This is a genomic window from Micromonospora sediminicola, assembly GCF_900089585.1.
GTDB classification, from domain to species: Bacteria; Actinomycetota; Actinomycetes; order Mycobacteriales; family Micromonosporaceae; genus Micromonospora; species Micromonospora sediminicola.
Genome location: NZ_FLRH01000003.1, coordinates 3788097 through 3806394 on the forward strand (window position 1 = coordinate 3788097; position 18298 = coordinate 3806394).

The 18298-nt window shown below is 73.2% G+C and carries 20 protein-coding genes and 1 riboswitch; of the genes, 18 read left to right on the plus strand and 2 right to left on the minus strand.

Annotated features, from left to right (window positions below):
• Nucleotides 1-15 precede the first annotated feature (15 nt).
• Nucleotides 16-897, minus strand: coding sequence for a universal stress protein (locus GA0070622_RS18080; protein WP_091574396.1), 882 nt, complete (start codon nt 895-897; stop codon nt 16-18).
• 127 nt (nt 898-1024) lie between these two features.
• Here GA0070622_RS18080 and GA0070622_RS18085 point away from each other — a divergent pair, with 127 nt between their 5' ends.
• The 16 genes from GA0070622_RS18085 (at nt 1025) to GA0070622_RS18160 (ending at nt 13612) form a co-directional block, all read left to right on the plus strand.
• Nucleotides 1025-1771 carry an SAM-dependent methyltransferase gene (locus tag GA0070622_RS18085; RefSeq protein ID WP_091574397.1) on the plus strand — a complete coding sequence of 249 codons (747 nt, stop codon included), beginning with the start codon at nt 1025-1027 and terminating at the stop codon, nt 1769-1771.
• Nucleotides 1772-1851: 80 nt separating this feature from the next.
• Nucleotides 1852-3039 carry a PP2C family protein-serine/threonine phosphatase gene (locus GA0070622_RS18090; protein WP_091574398.1) on the plus strand — a complete coding sequence of 396 codons (1188 nt, stop codon included), beginning with the start codon at nt 1852-1854 and terminating at the stop codon, nt 3037-3039.
• Nucleotides 3040-3087: 48 nt separating this feature from the next.
• Complete coding sequence (locus GA0070622_RS18095) at nt 3088-3561, plus strand: MarR family transcriptional regulator (RefSeq protein ID WP_091574399.1); 474 nt, start codon at nt 3088-3090, stop codon at nt 3559-3561.
• 315 nt (nt 3562-3876) lie between these two features.
• Nucleotides 3877-4512, plus strand: coding sequence for a cardiolipin synthase ClsA (gene clsA / locus GA0070622_RS18100; RefSeq protein WP_091574400.1), 636 nt, complete (start codon nt 3877-3879; stop codon nt 4510-4512).
• Nucleotides 4509-5456 (plus strand): DUF881 domain-containing protein, encoded by a 948-nt coding sequence (locus GA0070622_RS18105; protein WP_091574401.1) that lies wholly within the window; start codon nt 4509-4511, stop codon nt 5454-5456. Before clsA ends, GA0070622_RS18105 begins: the two co-directional genes overlap by 4 nt.
• Nucleotides 5453-5785, plus strand: coding sequence for a small basic family protein (locus GA0070622_RS18110; RefSeq protein WP_007071104.1), 333 nt, complete (start codon nt 5453-5455; stop codon nt 5783-5785). The genes GA0070622_RS18105 and GA0070622_RS18110 overlap by 4 nt, the downstream gene beginning before the upstream one ends.
• 10 nt (nt 5786-5795) lie before the next feature.
• Entirely contained in the window at nt 5796-6782 is a 987-nt protein-coding gene (locus GA0070622_RS18115) for a DUF881 domain-containing protein (protein ID WP_091577609.1), read from the plus strand.
• A 54-nt stretch (nt 6783-6836) separates the two neighbouring features.
• Complete coding sequence (gene gcvH / locus GA0070622_RS18120) at nt 6837-7217, plus strand: glycine cleavage system protein GcvH (RefSeq protein WP_091574402.1); 381 nt, start codon at nt 6837-6839, stop codon at nt 7215-7217.
• Nucleotides 7218-7434: 217 nt separating this feature from the next.
• Complete coding sequence (odhI, locus tag GA0070622_RS18125; RefSeq protein WP_007071101.1) at nt 7435-7887, plus strand: oxoglutarate dehydrogenase inhibitor Odhl; 453 nt, start codon at nt 7435-7437, stop codon at nt 7885-7887.
• Nucleotides 7888-7937: 50 nt separating this feature from the next.
• Complete coding sequence (gene ftsR, locus GA0070622_RS18130; protein ID WP_176710555.1) at nt 7938-8639, plus strand: transcriptional regulator FtsR; 702 nt, start codon at nt 7938-7940, stop codon at nt 8637-8639.
• Between the two features lie 212 nt (nt 8640-8851).
• On the plus strand, nt 8852-9316 hold the full coding sequence (locus tag GA0070622_RS18135) for a bifunctional nuclease family protein (RefSeq protein ID WP_091577612.1): 465 nt from the start codon (nt 8852-8854) through the stop codon (nt 9314-9316).
• Between the two features lie 210 nt (nt 9317-9526).
• Nucleotides 9527-10096 (plus strand): MerR family transcriptional regulator, encoded by a 570-nt coding sequence (locus GA0070622_RS18140; protein WP_091574404.1) that lies wholly within the window; start codon nt 9527-9529, stop codon nt 10094-10096.
• Between the two features lie 432 nt (nt 10097-10528).
• Nucleotides 10529-10918 carry a group I truncated hemoglobin gene (locus GA0070622_RS18145; RefSeq protein WP_091574405.1) on the plus strand — a complete coding sequence of 130 codons (390 nt, stop codon included), beginning with the start codon at nt 10529-10531 and terminating at the stop codon, nt 10916-10918.
• A 2-nt stretch (nt 10919-10920) separates the two neighbouring features.
• Nucleotides 10921-12081 (plus strand): globin domain-containing protein, encoded by a 1161-nt coding sequence (locus tag GA0070622_RS18150; RefSeq protein WP_091574406.1) that lies wholly within the window; start codon nt 10921-10923, stop codon nt 12079-12081.
• Nucleotides 12078-12758: a DivIVA domain-containing protein gene (locus GA0070622_RS18155; protein WP_091574407.1), complete on the plus strand. Its 681-nt coding sequence runs from the start codon at nt 12078-12080 to the stop codon at nt 12756-12758. Before GA0070622_RS18150 ends, GA0070622_RS18155 begins: the two co-directional genes overlap by 4 nt.
• Nucleotides 12759-12880: 122 nt before the next feature.
• Nucleotides 12881-13612 (plus strand): MerR family transcriptional regulator, encoded by a 732-nt coding sequence (locus GA0070622_RS18160; protein WP_245666387.1) that lies wholly within the window; start codon nt 12881-12883, stop codon nt 13610-13612.
• Here the strand turns inward: GA0070622_RS18160 and GA0070622_RS18165 are convergent.
• On the minus strand, nt 13609-14265 hold the full coding sequence (locus tag GA0070622_RS18165) for an NAD(P)H-binding protein (protein ID WP_091574408.1): 657 nt from the start codon (nt 14263-14265) through the stop codon (nt 13609-13611). The two genes, GA0070622_RS18160 and GA0070622_RS18165, sit on opposite strands and share 4 nt — an antisense overlap.
• A 145-nt stretch (nt 14266-14410) precedes the next feature.
• Between GA0070622_RS18165 and GA0070622_RS18170 the strand changes: the two genes are divergently transcribed.
• Together GA0070622_RS18170 and gcvP are read left to right on the plus strand one after the other, a co-directional pair.
• Nucleotides 14411-15256: an NAD-dependent protein deacetylase gene (locus GA0070622_RS18170; RefSeq protein ID WP_091574409.1), complete on the plus strand. Its 846-nt coding sequence runs from the start codon at nt 14411-14413 to the stop codon at nt 15254-15256.
• 56 nt (nt 15257-15312) lie between these two features.
• Nucleotides 15313-15403, plus strand: a riboswitch (glycine riboswitch).
• Between the two features lie 73 nt (nt 15404-15476).
• Nucleotides 15477-18290: an aminomethyl-transferring glycine dehydrogenase gene (gene gcvP / locus GA0070622_RS18175; RefSeq protein WP_091574410.1), complete on the plus strand. Its 2814-nt coding sequence runs from the start codon at nt 15477-15479 to the stop codon at nt 18288-18290.
• Nucleotides 18291-18298 lie beyond the last annotated feature (8 nt).

The following is an 18298-nucleotide window of genomic DNA, read 5'->3' on the forward strand; positions in this document are numbered from 1 at the left end:
TTGCGCCCGCGGCGCTCAGTCGGGCGCGCGGACCACCGCGACCGGGCAGGCGGAGCGGTGCAGCATGGCCTGGCTGACCGACCCCAGCAGCAGCCCGCTCAGCTCGCCGCGGCCCTGCCGGCCCAGCACGAGCAGTTGGGCGTCGCGGGAGGCGGTGGTGAGCGCCGCGACCTGGCGGGCGTGCACCGCCTCCCGGGTCACCGGTACGTCCGGCCAGCGCTCCTCGACGCCGGCGAGCGACTCGGCCAGCACCCGGTCCTCCTCGCCGCGCAGCTGACCCTCGTCGTACACCAGCGGTTGCATGTCCCCGGGGCCCTGGGACCTCGGATGGGTGTACGCGTGCACCGCGTGCAGCCGCGCGCCCCGCGACGAGGCGGTCTCCGCGGCGAACTCGACGGCCGGTCGGGACAGCTCCGAGCCGTCCACCCCGACCACCACCGGACCGCCGTCGTGAGCCGTCCCGCGCGCGATCAGCACCGGGCAGTCGGCGTACGAGGCGACCTGCACGGCGACCGAGCCGACCACCAGCGCGGCGAAACCGCCGAGTCCGCGGTCGCCGAGCACCACCATGGCCGCGGTGGGGGACTCGCCGAGCAGCACGGCGGCGGCCTCCCCGTCGATGATCTCGCCGGTGATCCGCAGCCCCGGGCACTCCGCCTCGGCCTCCCGCACCGCCTCGGCGACCAGCTGTTCGGCCTGGTTGCGCAGGCCGGCGCCGGGTGGGCTCTGCGCGGGCGCCGACACCGGCACGCGCAGCAGCGGCCAGATGAATCCGTGCACCACCCGCAGCGGACGGTTGCGGCGGGCCGCCTCGCGGGCCGCCAGGCGCACCGCCCGGGAGGCCGGTTCCGAGCCGTCCACCCCGACCACCACGGCCGCGCCGTTCGCGGAGTTCACAGCGGTACCTCCTCGTCGCCGGCCGTCCCGGCCAGTATCGCGGCCGGCGGGTCCCGCCGGAGCGATACCGCCGGAGCCGACCGGTCGGTACGCTTGCCAGCAGCGCCCAGGGGAGGGAGCCTCGTCGATGGCCCAGCCGGAGCGACCGAGCACCGCCCGCATGATCGACCACTGGCTCGGCGGCCGGCACCACCGTCCGGTGGACGTGGCCGCCGCCGCGGCCTTCGAGGCGGCGTACGGGCCCTGTGCGGCGATCTTCCGGTCGTTGCGGGACTTCCTCGGCCGCGCCGTGCGGGCTGCCGCCGCCGACGGGGTGGACGGCTTCCTGGTCTTCGGCGCCGGCGTGCCGACCTGCGGCAACGTGCACGAGGTCGCGCCGGACGCCACGGTCCTCTATACCGACGTGGACCCGGAGACGGTCCGGCTCGGTCAGCGCCTGCTGGCCGGCAGTGACCGCGCCGGTTACGGGTACGGTGACGCCGCCGACATCGGCACGGTCGACCCGGCCCAGCTGCACCGGTTCGTACCGGGGTGGGGGAGGCGGCCGGTGGGGGTGGTCTTCCTCGGGCTGGCCGCGTTCCTGGACGACGACACGCTGGCCCGTACGCTGGACGAGCTGTACGCGGCGGCCGCGCCGGGCAGTTGGTTGGCGATCGACTTCGACAGCGAGGAACTGGCCGGGCACCCGGAGGCGCTGGCGATGATGGGGCCGGATTTCCGGATGCGGGCGCCGGAGGAGTTCGCGCCGCTGCTGGGCCGGTGGCGACCGAGCGCCGACGGCATCGTGCCGGTGGCCCGGTGGCGGCCGGTGGGGGAGCCGGAGCCGGTGCCCGACGCGTTCTACGGCGCGCTGGCCTCGCGGTCGGCCGACTGAGCCAGGTGGGGGCGGGGCGTTGTCGGTGGCCCTCCGTATGATGTTTGCCTTGTAGCAATAGTCGTCATCGGAGGATGAGCATGCCGGAGGCGTCCGGATCGGTGTCGCGTGCCCTGCGCACGGCGCCGCCCGACCAGGTGGCGGAGACCGCGGACGCGGTGCTCCGCCAGACGCTCGGCGCCACGCGGACGGAGGTGTTCGTCGCCGACTACCGCGCCAGCGGCCTCTGGCCGGTGCGGGAACCGGACCGGCCCGACGGCGTCCGACTCCGCTCCGACGGCGTGGCGCAGCGGTGTTTCAGCAGCCAGCAGCCCGTGCTCGACATCGTCGACGACGGCCGCTGCCGGGCCTACCTGCCGCTGTCGGTGTGGGGGGAACGACTCGGTGTGCTGATGGTGGAGCTGCCCGCCGCGCCGGACGCGGCGACGGTCGAGGAGGCCCGCGACGCCGCCGGCGAGGTGGCGATGGCCATGCGCGCGGCCGACCGGGAGACCGACCGCTACCGCCGGGCCCGCCGCCGGGAACGGTTGAGCATGGCCGCGGAGATGCAGTGGGACCTGCTGCCCGGGCGCAGCGTCCGGCACGGCGACGTGCTGCTCGCCGGGCAGCTCGAGCCGGCCTACACCGTCGGCGGGGACCACTTCGACTGGTCGGTCGACGGCGACCGGCTCACCGTCACGGTGCTCAACGGCACCGGCAGCGGACTGGCCGCGTCGATGCTGACCGCGATGACCGTGAACGCCATGCGCAACGCGCGCCGGTCCGGGGGCAGCCTGGTCGAGCAGGCGGAGCTGGCCTCGGACACCATCTTCTACCAGCACCGGGGCAACCGGCACGTGGCGACGCTGCTGCTGGAGCTGGACGACCGCCGGGGTGTGGTGCGGGCGGTGGACGCCGGCTCCCCGCACGTGTTGCGGCTGCGCGGCGGCCGGGTCACCCGCGTCACCCTGGAGCAGCAGCTGCCGCTGGGCATGTTCGCCGAGACCCGCTACGACGTGCAGGAGTTCCCGCTGGAGCCGGGGGACCGGCTGTTCGTGGTCAGCGACGGCGTGTACGCGGCCGAGCCGGGTGAGCAGGAGCCGTACGGTGTGCGGGCGATGGCGCGGTCGATGCGGTCCACTCGGTTGCAGCCGGCGACCGAGGCAGTTGGTACGGTGATGCGCGAACTGCACGCGTACCATGCCGACGCGGATCTTCGCGACGACGCGGTCGTCGTCTGCCTGGACTGGCACGGTTCCGACCGGTCGGGCGACAGCGCCGGGCAGTGAGCGGAGCGGCGGAGCGAACACGAGCGGGACGATCCCAGGGGACAACGGGTGGAGCGACCTCCGAATCTTGCCGCAGCCGTCGAGGCGGCTGCCGAGGCGCTCATCGGTGTGCTCGACTCCGCCACCTCGCGCCACAACGTCAGCGTCTCGCCCACCCAGCTGCGGGTGCTGTCGCTGATCGTGTCGCACCCCGGCACCAACGTGAACCGGCTGGCCGAGCTGCTGGACGTGGTGCCCTCGTCGGCGAGCCGGCTCTGCGACCGCCTGGAGGCGGTCGGGCTGCTGCGCCGGGTGGCCGACCCTCGGGACCGGCGCGAGGTGCGGCTGGTCCCCACCGCGGCGGCCGAGACCCTGCTGCGCGAGCTGCAGGAGCGGCGGCACCGGGCCGTCCAGGCGGTGCTGGACCGGATGCCCAACCGGGTGCAGCACGAGCTGCTGCTGGCGCTCCTGGCGTTCGGGCAGGCGGCCACGACGACGACGGTGCCCCAGACGGGGTCGGACGCCACCGCCCGCACGGCCTGATCCCCTCCCGCGTCCCGCGGGTGCCACCTTCCGCAGCGGCGGTCAGCTAGTGTCCTAGGATGCCGTAGCGGTTGTGACGCTGCCCACCGTGACAACGCTGAGCAGCGACGCAGCGCGGCGACCGAAGCGGACCGGACGGCCCGATATAGTGGCAGCGCAACTGGCCGGCCCATGATCGAAGCGATGGTGGGCCGCATCGGGGAGGTCCCAGCCCGGGATCGCAGAGGGCGCCGGCGTCAGACCGGCCGGCAACGCGCACGTCCCTCCGGCGGCCGCACGTTCGGCTGCCGGACCGTGCTGCGGAGGGAGGGTTCGGTGTCGCGTCGGCCGGCTCCAGCGGAGCACCCGGAGGATGCGGCGACGGCCGCGGGGGACCGCGTCCTCACGTTGCCCAACCTGATCAGCTTCGTCCGGCTCCTGGGTGTGCCGCTGTTCCTGTACCTGTTCCTGGTGGTCCGCGCCGACGTGGTCGCCATCGTGGTGCTGGCCGTGGGCGGCACCAGCGACTGGGTCGACGGCTGGATCGCGCGCCGACTGCGCCAGGTGAGCCGGTTGGGCGAGCTGCTGGACCCGTTGGCCGACCGGCTCTACATCCTGGCCACGCTGCTCGCGTTCACCGCCCGCGAGGTGGTGCCCTGGCAGTTCACCGCGGCGCTGCTGGCCCGCGAGCTGCTGCTGCTCGGCTCCCTGGGGGTGCTGCGCCGCTACGGCTACGGCCCGCCGCCGGTGCACTACGTCGGCAAGACCGCCACGTTCCTGCTGCTGGCGGCGTTCCCGCTCCTGCTGTTGGCGGACGCGGCGCCGAGTGTGTCCACGGCGGCCGGCGCGATCGGCTGGGGGCTGGCGTGGTGGGGCCTGGTTCTCTACTGGGTGGCCGGCGCGATGTACGTGGTGCAGGCTCGCCGCCTGGTCCGGGGGATGCGGGCGCGGGGTACGGGGGCGGCGGCGTGACGGCGCCGTCGCCGCGTGACGGCGAGCGCGACCCGTCCGCCCGGGTGTACGCGCCGGACTTCCTGACCGAGCTGTTCCGCAATCCGCTCGATCCGGGTTACGGGGACGCGGCGGCGCGGCGGGCGGTGGGTCCGGTGTCGCGGGTGCGTGCGGTGCTGGGTCGTCCGGTGAGCCTGGTGGTGCTGCTGGTGATCGGGTTCCTGTTCGCGGTGGCGTACCGGGAGACGATGGCCGAGGAGCCGAGCCGGGCGACGGCGCGGGCCGGGCTGATCGCCGAGATCAAGCAGCGGGAGGCGGAGACCGACCGGTTGACCGAGCGGGCGGAGCGGTTGCGCGAGGAGGTCGGCCGGCAGCGGGACGCGGCGTTGAGCGGGTCGCAGGCGTCCCGGTTGCGCAACCTGGAGGCCGGTACGGGCGTGGGGCGGGTGCGCGGGGACGGTGTGGTCGTGCGGTTGACGGACGCGCCGCGGGACAAGGACGCGGTGACGGGCGAGGAGGCGGGTCCGTCGCAGGTGTTGTACTCGGATCTGCAGAAGGTGGCGAACGCGCTGTGGGCGGCGGGCGCGGAGGCGGTGGCGGTCAACGGGCAGCGGTTGACGGCGACGACGACGATCCGGCAGGCGGGCGAGGCGATCCTGGTGGACTACCGGCCGGTGACGAGTCCGTACGAGGTGCAGGCGATCGGGCCGGGGTCGATGCGGGACCGCTTCGACGACAGCCGGGCGGCGGAGTTGATGCGGTACCTGGCGCGGACGGCGGGGTTGTCGTTCGCGGTGAAGGAGGTCGACGACCTCACCCTGCCGGCGGCTCCTGAGCCACAGCTACGCTACGCCGAACCTCCGGCGAGTCCGAGCCCTCGTCCGTCGGGTTCCGGTGTCGCCGGTTCGTCCAGTCCCGGGCCGTCCGGCTCGGGTTCTCCCAGCCCTTCCGGAGGTGGCCGATGATCGCGGTGCTGGCGTTGCTCGCCGGTGTGGTGCTCGGGGTGTATCTGGACCCCACGGTGCCGGCGGCGTTGCAGCCGTATCTGCCGATCGCGGTGGTGGCCGCGTTGGACGCGGTGTTCGGTGGGGTGCGGGCGAAGCTGGACCGGATCTTCGACGACAAGCAGTTCGTGGTGTCGTTCATCTCGAACGTGCTGGTGGCTGGTCTGATCGTGTACCTGGGTGACCAGTTGGGCGTGGGTGGTCAGTTGTCCACGGGTGTGGTGGTCGTGTTGGGCGTGCGCATCTTCGGAAACGTCGCGGCGATCCGCCGGCACCTGTTCCGGGCGTAGGTTGGTGGCGATGAGCGAGGAGCACAGGGAGACGGGTACGGGGTGGCCGCAGCCGGCGGGGCCGGGGCGGCCGTCGGGTCCGGCGGGTGAGCCGGATCCGCGTCCGGACGCGCCGGATCCGGACGAGTTGAGCCCGTTGGCGCCGGAGGCTGAGCCGGCGGCGCCGGTGGAGCGGGAGGACGTGCCGGCGCCGGCGGAGGAGCCGGGCGCGGTCGTGTCGCCCGAGCCGGAGCCGGACCCGGGGGAGCCGGACCCGGGGGAGCCGGACCCGGTGTCGCGGCCGGAGCGGGTCTCGGTGTCGCGGCGGTTGACGTCGGCGGGCGCGATGATCGCGGTGTTGCTGGCGTTGTTGGGTTTCACGTTGGTGGTGCAGCTGAAGACGACGTCGACGGATCCGACGCTCGCGGCGACGCGGGAGGAGGACCTGGTCCGGATCTCGTCGGATCTGGATTCGCGGGAGCGGCGTCTGCGGCAGGACATCGAGGCGTTGGAGGACAGCCAGCGGCAGTTGCGTTCGGGTGAGCAGGGTCGGCAGGCGGCGTTGGAGGAGGCGACGCGGCGGGCGGACGAGCTGGGCATCCTGGCGGGGACGCTGCCGGCGGTGGGGCCGGGCCTGGAGGTGGAGTTCCGCGGGCCGGAGAAGGCGACGTCGTCGACGCGGATCCTGGACGCGGTGCAGGAGTTGCGGGGTGCGGGCGCGGAGGCGATGCAGATCCAGGGTGCGGACGGCACCGCGGTGCGGATCATCGCGTCGACGTATTTCGTGGACGGCTCGGGTGGTGGCCTGGTGGTGGACGGGCGGCGGTTGAGTGGTCCGTACACGATCCTGGTGATCGGTGATCCGGCGACGATGCGTACGGCCTTGAACATTCCGGGCGGGGTGGTCTCATCGGTGCGGGACGCCGGCGGTAACGTGACGTCCGAGGATCGTGAGGTTGTGGAGGTTTCGCAGCTGCACGCGCCGATCAAGCTGGACCACGCCCGGCCGGTTTCCTGACCGGTCGCGGCCGCGCCGGTTTCTCCGGTGCACCGATGACGAAGGACGCAGTTGGTGATTCCTGAGGATCTGCGGTACACCGCCGAGCACGAGTGGGTGGTCGGTGGTGACGGTGGTGTCGTCCGCGTCGGTATCACGCACTTCGCGCAGGACGCCCTGGGTGACATCGTGTTCGTGCAGCTGCCGGACGCCGGTGCGGTGGTGGCGGCGGGTGAGTCGCTGGGCGAGATCGAGTCGACGAAGAGCGTGTCGGAGATCTACGCGCCGTTGAGCGGTACGGTGGCGGCGCGCAACGAGGCGTTGGCCGACACCCCTGAGGTGATCAACACGGATCCGTACGGTGCGGGGTGGTTGGTGGAGATCACTCCGGATGATCCGGCGGCGGTCGAGGGTCTGTTGACCGCTGACGCGTACCGCGAGCTCACCGAGAGCTGAGTTCGTGTCGTTCCGGGCGGTGGGCTTGGTTCCGCGCGTCCGGTTGCCCTGCATTTCGGCGCTGGCTAGGCTCGCCCAGTCGACCGAGAACCAATAGTTTGAGCGTTGCGGAGTGCGCCTTCCCGGGCACGGGGAGCCAGCCGCCGGGTGTGGGTTTGCCCGGCGGCCAGACCCGCCATTCCCCGACGCCGACCGAACAGATCCGTGAGGTGGTCCCATGACGCGCCCAGACGACGAGTTCCCCCCGCTCGACGTCACTTCGACGCTCAATCTCGGTTCGCTCGACGAAGTGCTGGAGGGCCCGGACACCGATGTGGTGCCGAGCCGTATGTCCGGCTCGTTGCCGCCGGGTATGGCGTTGCTGGTGGTTCGCCGGGGCCCGAACGCGGGTGCCCGGTTCCTGTTGGACCACGACGTGACGACGAGTGGGCGGCACCCGGACAGTGACATCTTCCTCGACGACGTGACGGTGTCGCGGCGGCACGCGGAGTTCCACCGCGACGGTGGGACGTTTACGGTGCGGGACGTGGGGAGCCTGAACGGCACCTACGTGAACCGGGAGCGGGTCGAGGCCGCGACGTTGAGCAACGGTGACGAGGTGCAGATCGGCAAGTTCCGGGTGGTGTTCATCGCCGGTCCGCGCCCGGAGGAGGAGGCCGGCCGGGGGTGAACGAGCCTGCGGCTTCGACGCCGTCCGGGGCGGCGCGGGCGCCGGCGCTGATGAGTATCGGCGAGGTGCTGGCGCAGTTGCGGGCGGAGTTCCCGGACGTCACGATCTCGAAGTTGCGGTTCCTGGAGGCCGAGGGCCTGGTGGAGCCGCAGCGCACGCCGGCGGGTTATCGCAAGTACGGCTGGGACGACGTGGCTCGGCTGCGGTTCGTGTTGACGGCGCAGCGGGATCAGTATCTGCCGTTGCGGGTGATCCGGGAGCAGTTGGCGGAGTGGGACGTCTCGGATGAGCCGGTGGGGCGGTCGCGGCCGAATCTGGTGGCGGTCGGTCCGGGTGGTGAGGTTCCGGGTCGGGAGTCGGTGGAGCCGGTCGGGTCGTCGGAGGTGCGGCTGGATCGGGCGGAGCTGATCTCCCGCAGCGGGGTCGACGAGTCGACGTTGGTCGAGTTGGAGCGGCTCGGTGTGCTGGTGTCGGATCCGCCGGGGTGGTACGACGCGGACGCGTTGATCATCGCGAGTGCGGTGGCGGGTTTGGCGGCGTACGGGTTGGAGCCGCGGCACCTGCGGGCGTACCGGTCGGCGGCGGATCGGGAGGTCGGTCTGTTCGCGCAGTTGGTGGCGCCGTTGGTGCGGCAGAGTGATCCGGCGGCGCGGGCCCGGGCGGCGGAGACGGCGCGGGAGTTGACGGCGTTGTCGCAGCAGTTGCACGCGGCGTTGGTGCGGGTGGGGCTGCGGTCGACGTTGGGCCGGTGAGGTCGGTGGTGGGGCCGGGTGCCGTGGGGTGCCCGGCCCTTCGTCGTGGGTGGGCGCGGAAAGATCTGGTGCGGGAAGCGTGTCGTAGGCTTGCCGGGGTAAGCCCGTCCGTCGAGGCGTGGTGCACGTAGCGCGTGGGACTCCCGTGTCCTGGTCCGTGTACCGTGCAGGGAAGGGCGCGGTGCGAAGGTGACGACGACACGGAGGCGGCGGTGCGCGAGCTGAGCGTGGTCGGAGTTCGGGTGGAGTTGCCCAGCAACCAGCCGATCGTCCTGCTGCGGGAGGTCGAGGGGGACCGTTATCTGCCGATCTGGATCGGTGCGGTCGAGGCGACGGCCATCGCCTACGAGCAGCAGGGGGTCAAGCCGGCGCGGCCGTTGACGCACGATCTGCTGCGGGACGTGTTGGCGGCGTTGCAGGCGCCGTTGCGGGCGGTGGAGATCACCGAGTTGAAGGAGAACGTCTTCTACGCGGATCTGCTGCTCGGTGACGGGGTGCGGGTGTCGGCGCGGCCGAGTGACTCCATCGCGTTGGCGTTGCGGGTGGGGGCTCCGATTCGTTGTGCGGAGCAGGTCCTCAGCGAGGCGGGGATCGTGATCCCGGACGAGCAGGAGGACGAGGTGGAGAAGTTCCGCGAGTTCCTGGACCAGGTGCGGCCGGAGGATTTCGCGGGTTGAGTGTGCCGGCCGGGTGGCCGGGGTGCGCGGCGGTGGTGGTCACGGTGGGTGGCGACTGGCCGCCGTGTGTGCTGTCGTGGGCCGGTGGCGCGGCGTGTCGGGTGTCTCCTGCGGGTGTGGGGGCGGGGCCGGCGTTAGGGTTGCCGTGTCGAGGGGTGCGCGTACGGGGAGTCGACGTGGCACCGCACGGGCGCGGGGAGGTTGGTCCGGATGCACGAGCCGCGGGATCCTGGTCCGAGTGCGGAACAGCAGGCCGGTGACGGCGAGGTGGGTTACCGGGGTGTGACCGCGTGTTCGGCGGTGGGCATCAGTTACCGGCAGTTGGACTACTGGGCCCGCACGGCGCTGGTGGTGCCGAGTGTGCGGGACGCGTCGGGTTCGGGGACGTCCCGGTTGTACTCGTTCCGCGACCTGGTGGTGTTGAAGGTCGTGAAGCGGCTGCTGGACGCCGGGGTGTCGTTGCAGAACATCCGTAAGGCGATCGAGGCGTTGCGGTCGCGTGGTGTGGACGATCTGGCGGGCATCACGTTGATCTCCGACGGGACGACGGTGTACGAGTGCCGGTCGCCGGAGGAGGTGGTCGACCTGTTGCAGGGCGGCCAGGGCGTGTTCGGGATCGCGATCGGTGGCGCGTTCAAGGAGATCCAGGGTTCGTTGTCGCACCTGCCGGCGGAGCCGGTGGGTGTCCCGGAGCAGGACGTCGCCGCGGTGGTGGAGCCGGAGGCGGATTCGGTGGGGGACGAGTTGGCGGCGCGGCGGGCGCGGCGTCGCGCCGGGTGATTCGTCGGCGTCTCGTGCACGGGATCGCGTCGTGGCCTTTCGGCTCGGCGCGATTTCTCGTTTGGTGACGGGGTGTGTGGGCGGCGGCGCGGTGGGGGTCGTCGTGGCCGGTGGGTCCGGGCCGTTGCGGGTGTGTGCAGGTCACGGCCGGTCCGGGTGCAATGTCCGAAAGGGACCGCGGGCGCGCAGTGTTGACCTTGTGTGTCGGGCTGCTCGCGGTGTGTTCACCGTCCCGGGTGGACGTGTTGACTGTCCGTAGTTGACAGGTGTCGGGAACCCGATAGGCCAGGCGTGAAGTGTCGCGGCGGGCGCGCTATGGTCCGTCTCGGTCGTCGGTGTGTCGACGTCATCGCGGAACGCTGTGTGACGCCGCGCCGGCTGGCGACACCCCTGCCGCGGCGCTGCCGCGGACCCCTGTCGGAAGGACCGAGCATGACGGTGACGAACGAGACCACCCCGATCTCCCACTACGAGCGCATCGGCGGCGCGGCGGCGGTGAAGGCCGCGGTGGAGCTGTTCTACGACAAGGTGCTCGCCGACCCGGATCTCGCCGGCTACTTCACCGACGTGAACATGGCCGACCAGCGGCGGCACCTGGCGCTGATGCTGGCGGTCGTGCTGGGCGGCCCGAACGAGTACACGGGTCGGGGGTTGGCCGAGGCGCACCAGCCGTTGCGCATCCCGGGGGAGCACTACGCGAAGGTCGGGCAGCACCTGAGCGCCACGCTGGTGGAGTTGGGTGTGCCGGCGGATGTGATCGCCGACGTGCAGGTGGTGCTCGGTCAGGTGCGGGAGCAGGTCGTGTCGGCGGGGAACGCCTGAGCGTGGACGCGGCACGGCTCAAGCAGAGCTGGGCCCTGGTCGCCGCGCACGGCGACCAGGTGCCGCTCTACTTCTATTCGACGCTGTTCCTGGCGCATCCGGAGACCCGGCAGATGTTCGGCACGAACATGGCCGGGCAGCGTGACCGTCTGGTGTCGGCGTTGGGGCACGTCGTGTCCCACGTGGACCAGGTGGACCGGCTGGTCGGGTTCCTGCAGCAGCTCGGCGCGGACCACCGCAAGTACGCGGTGCGCGCCGAGCACTACCCGGCGGTCGGTGCGGCGCTGCTGGAGACGTTGCGGCACTTCTGCGCGGAGGCGTGGACCGACGAGCTGGCCGCGGACTGGGCGGCCGCGTACGGGCTGGTGGCGCAGGTGATGACGGAGGCCGCGCAGGCGGCGGAGGCGCACTCCCCGCCGTGGTGGGTGGCGGAGGTGCTGACCCACGAGCGGCGCACGTTCGACGTGGCGGTGCTGACGGTGCGACCGCAGTACCTGCTGCCGTTCACCCCGGGGCAGTCGATCGGGGTGTCCCATCCGGCAGTGCGGTCGTGGCGGTACTACTCGCCGGCGAACGCGCCGCGCCCGGACGGCACGGTGGAGTTGCACGTGCGTGCCGCGCCGGGTGGCGCGGTGTCGTCGCGGCTGGTGTACGGGTGCGCGGCCGGTGACCAGATCCACCTGGCGTCGCCGGTGGGGGACCGGTTGACGTTGTGGCCGGCCGGGTCGTCGGATCTGTTGCTGCTGGCCGGTGGCACCGGCTGGGCGCCGGTGAAGGCGTTGGTGGAGCAGGTCGCGGCGGAGGGTTCGGGGCGGCGGGTGGACCTGTACGTGGGGGCGCGTTCGCGGACCGAGTTCTACGACAGCGAGGCGATCGACAAGTTGGCGGCGACGCATCCGTGGCTGCGGGTGTCGTACGTGGCCGGGTCGGATCCGGCGCGGCCGGGGGAGCCGGTGCGGCTCGCCGACCGGGTGCTGGCCGACGGGGACTGGCGGTCGCGGCACGTGTACGTGTGTGGCTCCGACGAGCTGGTGAGCCATTCGGTGGCGGCGTTGACCGGTGCCGGCTACCAGCCGGGTCAGGTGCACCACGAGGGTTTCGGCAAGCACTGGTACGGGCCGACGTGGCGGACCGTGACGACCCCTGACGGAGGTATCCAATGAGTGCGACTCCGATCAGCCGGTACGACGCGCAGCAGGTGTCCGGGCCGGTGCAGGTGCGGCTGACCCCCGACCGGGTGCGGCGGTGGGAGTTCGGGTCGGCGGCGTTCACCCGCCGCGGCTACGAGCAGGCCGACGTGGACCGGTTCCGGATGCAGGTGGCCGACGAGTTGGATCTGCTGGCCGCGCAGGTCGCGAACCTGCGGGCGGAGAACGAGCGGCTCAACGACCATCTGGAGCTGCACCGGCACGGGGTGATCCCGAGCGCCGACAAGCCGGCGATGCCGGCGGCGAAGGAGGTCAACCTGCTGTCGGCGGCGCAGCGGGAGGCCGAGCAGATCATCGCGCAGGCCCACGACTACGCCCGCCGGGTCGCCGAGTACGCCCGGACGCAGTACGAGAGTTACATGCGGGCGGCGGCGGAGGAGGCGAAGCAGGAGGCCGAGCGGGTGGTGGCGGAGTACCGCAGCAGCGCCGGCGGGAGCTTCGACGACTCGGTGGCCGCGCGGGAGGCGTTGCGGATCTTCGGCGAGATGATGATGTCGCACATGCAGGCGGCGGCCCGGCACCTGGACGAGGGCAGCGAGCAGTTGGCGCGCACGATGGAGCGGATCGCCCGTGAGGCGCCGCCGGTGGGTGGCGTCGCGGCGCAGCCGGCGTTGCCGCGTCACCAGCGGTAGGTCCTCAGCCGCCGGCCCGGCTCACCCGAGCGTCCGGCCCGGCCCACCCCGCCGGTGGGCCGGGTCGGGCGGTCGCCCGTATCGTCGGGGTCGACGGTGGACCCTTCGACGATCCGGGCGGGGTGGTGGGGCGGCACCCGCGGGCACGCGACCGGCTGCGGCCGGTGGACCTGGCGCGCGCGTACGGCGTGTCCACTCAGGCGGTGCGTAACTACGAGGCGGCCGGGGTGTTGCCGCAGGCGGCGCGCACCGGGCACGGCTACCGCACCTACACGCCCCGGCACGCGGCGGCGTTGCGGGCGTTCCTGGCTCTGGTCGCCGGGCACGGCCATGGGGCGGCGACGGCGATCATGAGGGCGGTGCACCGGGGTGCGGTGGACGAGGCGCTGCGGCTGGTCGACACCGGTCACGCCCGGTTGCTGGACGACCGCCGGACCCTCGACGCGGTGGCGGCGGCGCTGGCGGACCTGCCGGCCGGGACCGGCGAGGACGTGGCGTCGGGGCGCGGCGCGGTGTTCGTCGGTGCGCTGGCCCGCCGGCTGGGGGTCCGGGCGGCCACGCTGCGGCAGTGGGAACGCGCGGGTCTGCTGTGCCCGGGCCGGGACCCGCGCACCGGTTACCGGGTGTACCGGCCGGCGGACGTGCGGGACGCGTTGCTGGTGGGTCAGTTGCGGCGCGGCGGTTACCCGCTGGCCCGGATCGTCCCGCTGCTCGTCGAGGTCCGCGCCGCCGGGGGTGTGGCGGACCTGGACGCGGTGCTGGGCGACTGGCGGGCCCGGTTGGGGGCGCGCGGGCGGGCCCTGCTCACCGGCGCCGCCGCTCTGGCCGCCTACCTCGACGGGGACGGGAGCTAGCCGGCGAGGGCGCCGACGGCCTCGGCGATGGGGGTGTCCCCGCCGACGAGTTCGACGGTGTGGCCGGCGGTGCCCGGGGCGTTCAGCAGGGCCAGCAGCACCCGGGCCACGTCGGCGCGGCTGACCGCGCCGGCGTCGACGTGCCGGGCCAGGGTGATCCGGCCGGCCGGTTCGTCGTCGGTGAGCCGGCCCGGGCGCAGCACGGTCACGTCCAGGTCCCGGCCGGTGACCTCGTCCTCGGCGGCCTTCTTCGCCCGCAGGTACGCCGCCCACACCTCGTCGGTGCCGGCGGCGGGCGGGTCGTCCACGCCCATCGAGGAGACCAGCAGGTAGCGGCGGACCCCGGCGCGGACGGCGGCGTCGGCGAGCAGCACGGCGGCGCCCCGGTCGACGGTGTCCTTGCGGTCGGCGCCGCTGCCCGGCCCGGCCCCGGCGGCGAACACCACCGCGTCGGCGCCGGCGAGGTGGGCGGCGAGGGCGTCGACGTCGGTGTGTTCCAGGTCGCACACGACGGGTTCGGCGCCGGCGGCGCGCAGCGCGGCCTCGTGCTCGGGGTTGCGGATCAACCCGACGGCGGTGTCCCCGCGCCCGGCGAGTTCCCGCTCCAGCAGCTTGGCGATCTTCCCGTGGCCTCCGGCGATGACGACGCGCATGCCCTCAACCTAGCCCGCCACACCGCACCCCGCCGGGCGACCGGCCCCGCCGATCATGAGGTCGGCGACGCCAACCTCATGATCGACGCAGTGATGCGGGCAGCGTGGCTGGGAGGTGTGGGGGTGGGCGAGGGAGCATGGACGGGTGAGTGACGAGTTCGAGGCGTTGACGCGGCTGGTGGCCGCCGGGGGTGTGGTGGTGCTCAGCGGCGCCGGCCTGTCCACCGAGTCGGGTATTCCCGACTACCGGGGGCCCAGCGGCGCGGCCCGCCGGCACACCCCGATGACCTACCAGGCGTTCACCCGCGACCCGGTGGCCCGGCGGCGCTACTGGGCGCGCAGCCACCTGGGGTGGCACACCATCGCCCGGGCCGCGCCCAACGACGGGCACCGGGCGGTGGCCCGCCTGCAACGCGCCGGGCTCCTCGACGGGATCATCACCCAGAACGTCGACGGGCTGCACACCGCCGCCGGCGCCACCGGGGTGATCGAGCTGCACGGGCGCCTCGACGAGGTGACCTGCCTGGACTGCGGCAACGCCACCGGCCGCGACGAGCTGCACCGGCGCCTGTCCGAGGCCAACCCGGGCTTCGACGCGGTCGCGGCGCACGTCAACCCCGACGGCGACGTGGACCTGCCCGACGAGGCGGTGACCGGGTTCCGCGCCGTCGACTGCGGGGTGTGCGGCACCGGCATGCTCAAACCGGACGTGGTGTTCTTCGGCGAGACGGTGCCGGCGCCCCGGGTGGCGGACTGCTTCGCGCTGGTCGAGCGGGCCCGGGCGCTGCTGGTGCTGGGATCGTCCCTGACGGTGATGTCGGGGCGGCGGTTCGTGTTGCGCGCGGCGAAGCACGGCATCCCGGTGGGCATCGTCAACCAGGGCGTCACCCGCGGCGACGGGTACGCCACGCTGCGCCTGGACGCCCCGCTGGGCGCCACCCTCACCGCGCTGACCGCCGCGCTCACCGAACCGGTGCCGGCGGCGCGGTGATCACCCCCGGGACATGAGCCGGAAACACGCCCGCTGGTAGCGTGGGAGGTGCCGGTACCACCCACGTGGGAGAGACCGTCTCGCCGACGGCGCCGAAGGGGCAGATTCTCCCCGGAACCTCTCAGGCAAAAGGACCACGTGGGCAGGCGCTGTGGAGCGCGTCAGCGCGACTCAGGGGGAGGCCGACCCGTCGACCTCGCCCCCACAAGGAGCGCCGCCCATGACCGCAGAGCAGTTCGCCGACCGGCACATCGGCCCCGGCCCGGACGACGAGCGCCGGATGCTGGAGGCCGTCGGCTACAGCTCCGTTGACGAGCTGATGGACGCCGCGATCCCCGAGGTGATCCGCTGGCACGGCACCCTCGACCTGCCCGCGCCCGCCTCGGAGCGGGAGGCCCTGGCCGAGCTGCGCGCCCTGGCCGCCCGCAACACCGTCGCCGTGTCGATGATCGGCCTGGGCTACCACGGCACCCACACCCCGGCGGTGATCCGCCGCAACGTGCTGGAGAACCCGGCCTGGTACACCGCGTACACCCCGTACCAGCCGGAGATCAGCCAGGGCCGGCTGGAGGCGCTGCTGAACTTCCAGACCATGGTCACCGACCTGACCGGCCTGGCCACCGCGAACGCCTCGATGCTCGACGAGGGCACCGCCGCGGCCGAGGCGATGACCCTGGCCCGCCGCGCGTCCAAGAGCAGGAGCCCGGTGTACGTGGTGGACGCCGACGCGCTGCCGCAGACCGTCGCGGTGATCACCAGCCGCGCCGAGCCGCTCGGCATCGAGGTGCGCGTGCTCGACGTGGAGCGCGACGACCTGCCGGCGGAGTTCTTCGGCCTGCACCTGCAGTACCCGGGCGCGTCCGGCGCGGTCCGCGACCACCGGGCGCTGGTCAAGGCGGCGCACGGCGTGGGCGCGCTGGTGACCGTCGCGGCGGACCTGCTGGCGTTGACGTTGCTGCGCCCGCCGGGGGAGATCGGCGCGGACATCGCCGCCGGCACCACCCAGCGTTTCGGCGTACCCATGGGCTTCGGTGGCCCGCACGCCGGCTACCTGGCGGTGCGCGCCGGCCTGGAGCGGATGCTGCCGGGCCGGCTGGTCGGGGTGTCCCGCGACGCCGACGGCAACCCGGCGTACCGGCTGGCGTTGCAGACCCGCGAGCAGCACATCCGCCGGGAGAAGGCGACCAGCAACATCTGCACCGCGCAGGTGCTCCTCGCCGTGATGGCCGGCATGTACGCGGTCTACCACGGCCCGGACGGGCTGCGCGCGATCGCCCGGCGCACCCACGAGGCGGCGGCCCGGCTCGCCGCCGGCCTGCGCGCCGGCGGTGTGGACGTGGCCGACGTGCCGTTCTTCGACACGGTCACCGCGACCGTGCCGGGCCGCGCCGCGCAGGTGGTGGCCGCCGCCGCCGAGCGCAACGTGAACCTGCGGCTGGTCGACGCCGACCGGGTCGGTGTCTCCTGCGACGAGACCACCACCGCCGCGCACCTCGCCGCGGTGTGGGCGGCGTTCGGCGTGGACGGGTTCGACGGGGACGTCGACGCGGGCCTGCCGGGCGGGCTGACCCGCACGTCGGACTTCCTCACCCACCCGGTGTTCCGCACCCACCACTCGGAGACGGCGATGCTGCGCTACCTGCGCCGGCTGGCCGACTTCGACTACGCCCTGGACCGGGGCATGATCCCGCTGGGCTCGTGCACGATGAAGCTCAACGCCACCACCGAGATGGAGCCGATCACCTGGCCGGAGTTCGCGGACGTGCACCCGTTCGCGCCGGACGCGCAGACCGTCGGCTACCGGGAGATGATCGCCCAGCTGGAGGGCTGGCTGGCGGAGGTCACCGGCTACGACGCGGTCAGCGTGCAGCCCAACGCCGGCTCGCAGGGTGAGCTGGCCGGGCTGCTGGCCATCCGCGCCTACCACCGCGAGCGCGGCCAGGGGCACCGCGACGTGTGCCTGATCCCGTCGTCGGCTCACGGCACCAACGCCGCGTCGGCGGTGATGGCCGGCATGCGGGTGGTCGTGGTCGGCTGCGACGCCGACGGCAACGTCGACCTGGTCGACCTCGACGCGAAGATCGACAAGCACCGGGACGCGCTCGCCGCGATCATGGTGACGTACCCGTCGACGCACGGGGTGTACGAGACCGGCATCGCGCAGCTGTGCGCGAAGGTCCACGACGCCGGCGGTCAGGTGTACGTCGACGGGGCGAACCTCAACGCGTTGGTCGGGTTCGCCAAGCCGGGCAAGTTCGGGGCGGACGTGTCGCACCTGAACCTGCACAAGACGTTCTGCATCCCGCACGGCGGCGGCGGCCCCGGCGTCGGGCCGGTGGCGGTGCGGGCGCACCTGGCGCCGTTCCTGCCGGGCGACCCGGCCGACGGGCGGCCGGCGATCTCGGCGGCCCGGTACGGGTCGGCGGGGATCCTGCCGATCCCGTGGGCGTACCTGCGGATGATGGGCGCGGACGGGCTGGCCCGGGCCACCGGCGTGGCGGTGCTGGCCGCGAACTACGTGGCAGCGCGGCTGCGCGCGCACTTCCCGGTGCTCTACGCCGGCAACAAGGGCCTGGTGGCCCACGAGTGCATCCTGGACCTGCGGCCGCTGACCAAGGCGACCGGGGTGAGCGTCGACGACGTGGCCAAGCGGCTGATCGACTACGGCTTCCACGCGCCGACGATGTCGTTCCCGGTGGCGGGGACGCTGATGGTGGAGCCGACCGAGAGCGAGGACCTGGCCGAGCTGGACCGGTTCTGCGAGGCGATGATCGCCATCCGCGCGGAGATCGACAAGGTCGGCTCGGGAGAGTGGCCGGCGGGGGACAACCCGCTGTCCCACGCGCCGCACACGGCGGCGATGGTGTCCGCTGACGAGTGGCCGCACCCGTACCCGCGGTCGGTGGGCGCCTACCCGGGCGACACGGACCGGGTGGGGAAGTACTGGCCGCCGGTGCGGCGCATCGACGGCGCGTACGGCGACCGGAACCTGGTCTGCTCGTGTCCGGCGCCGGAGGCGTTCGAGGAGGACTGAGCGCATCG

What these genes read in the sequence shown, in the direction of transcription:
- GA0070622_RS18165 (WP_091574408.1), bottom strand. Translation starts at nt 14,265, where the DNA reads ATGCGCGTCGTCATCGCCGGAGGCCACGGGAAGATCGCCAAGCTGCTG.
- odhI (WP_007071101.1), top strand. Translation starts at nt 7,435, where the DNA reads ATGACGCGCCCAGACGACGAGTTCCCCCCGCTCGACGTCACTTCGACG.
- GA0070622_RS18085 (WP_091574397.1), top strand. Translation starts at nt 1,025, where the DNA reads ATGGCCCAGCCGGAGCGACCGAGCACCGCCCGCATGATCGACCACTGG.
- GA0070622_RS18090 (WP_091574398.1), top strand. Translation starts at nt 1,852, where the DNA reads ATGCCGGAGGCGTCCGGATCGGTGTCGCGTGCCCTGCGCACGGCGCCG.
- GA0070622_RS18140 (WP_091574404.1), top strand. Translation starts at nt 9,527, where the DNA reads ATGCACGAGCCGCGGGATCCTGGTCCGAGTGCGGAACAGCAGGCCGGT.
- GA0070622_RS18110 (WP_007071104.1), top strand. Translation starts at nt 5,453, where the DNA reads ATGATCGCGGTGCTGGCGTTGCTCGCCGGTGTGGTGCTCGGGGTGTAT.
- GA0070622_RS18145 (WP_091574405.1), top strand. Translation starts at nt 10,529, where the DNA reads ATGACGGTGACGAACGAGACCACCCCGATCTCCCACTACGAGCGCATC.
- GA0070622_RS18115 (WP_091577609.1), top strand. Translation starts at nt 5,796, where the DNA reads ATGAGCGAGGAGCACAGGGAGACGGGTACGGGGTGGCCGCAGCCGGCG.
- gcvP (WP_091574410.1), top strand. Translation starts at nt 15,477, where the DNA reads ATGACCGCAGAGCAGTTCGCCGACCGGCACATCGGCCCCGGCCCGGAC.
- ftsR (WP_176710555.1), top strand. Translation starts at nt 7,938, where the DNA reads ATGAGTATCGGCGAGGTGCTGGCGCAGTTGCGGGCGGAGTTCCCGGAC.
- GA0070622_RS18155 (WP_091574407.1), top strand. Translation starts at nt 12,078, where the DNA reads ATGAGTGCGACTCCGATCAGCCGGTACGACGCGCAGCAGGTGTCCGGG.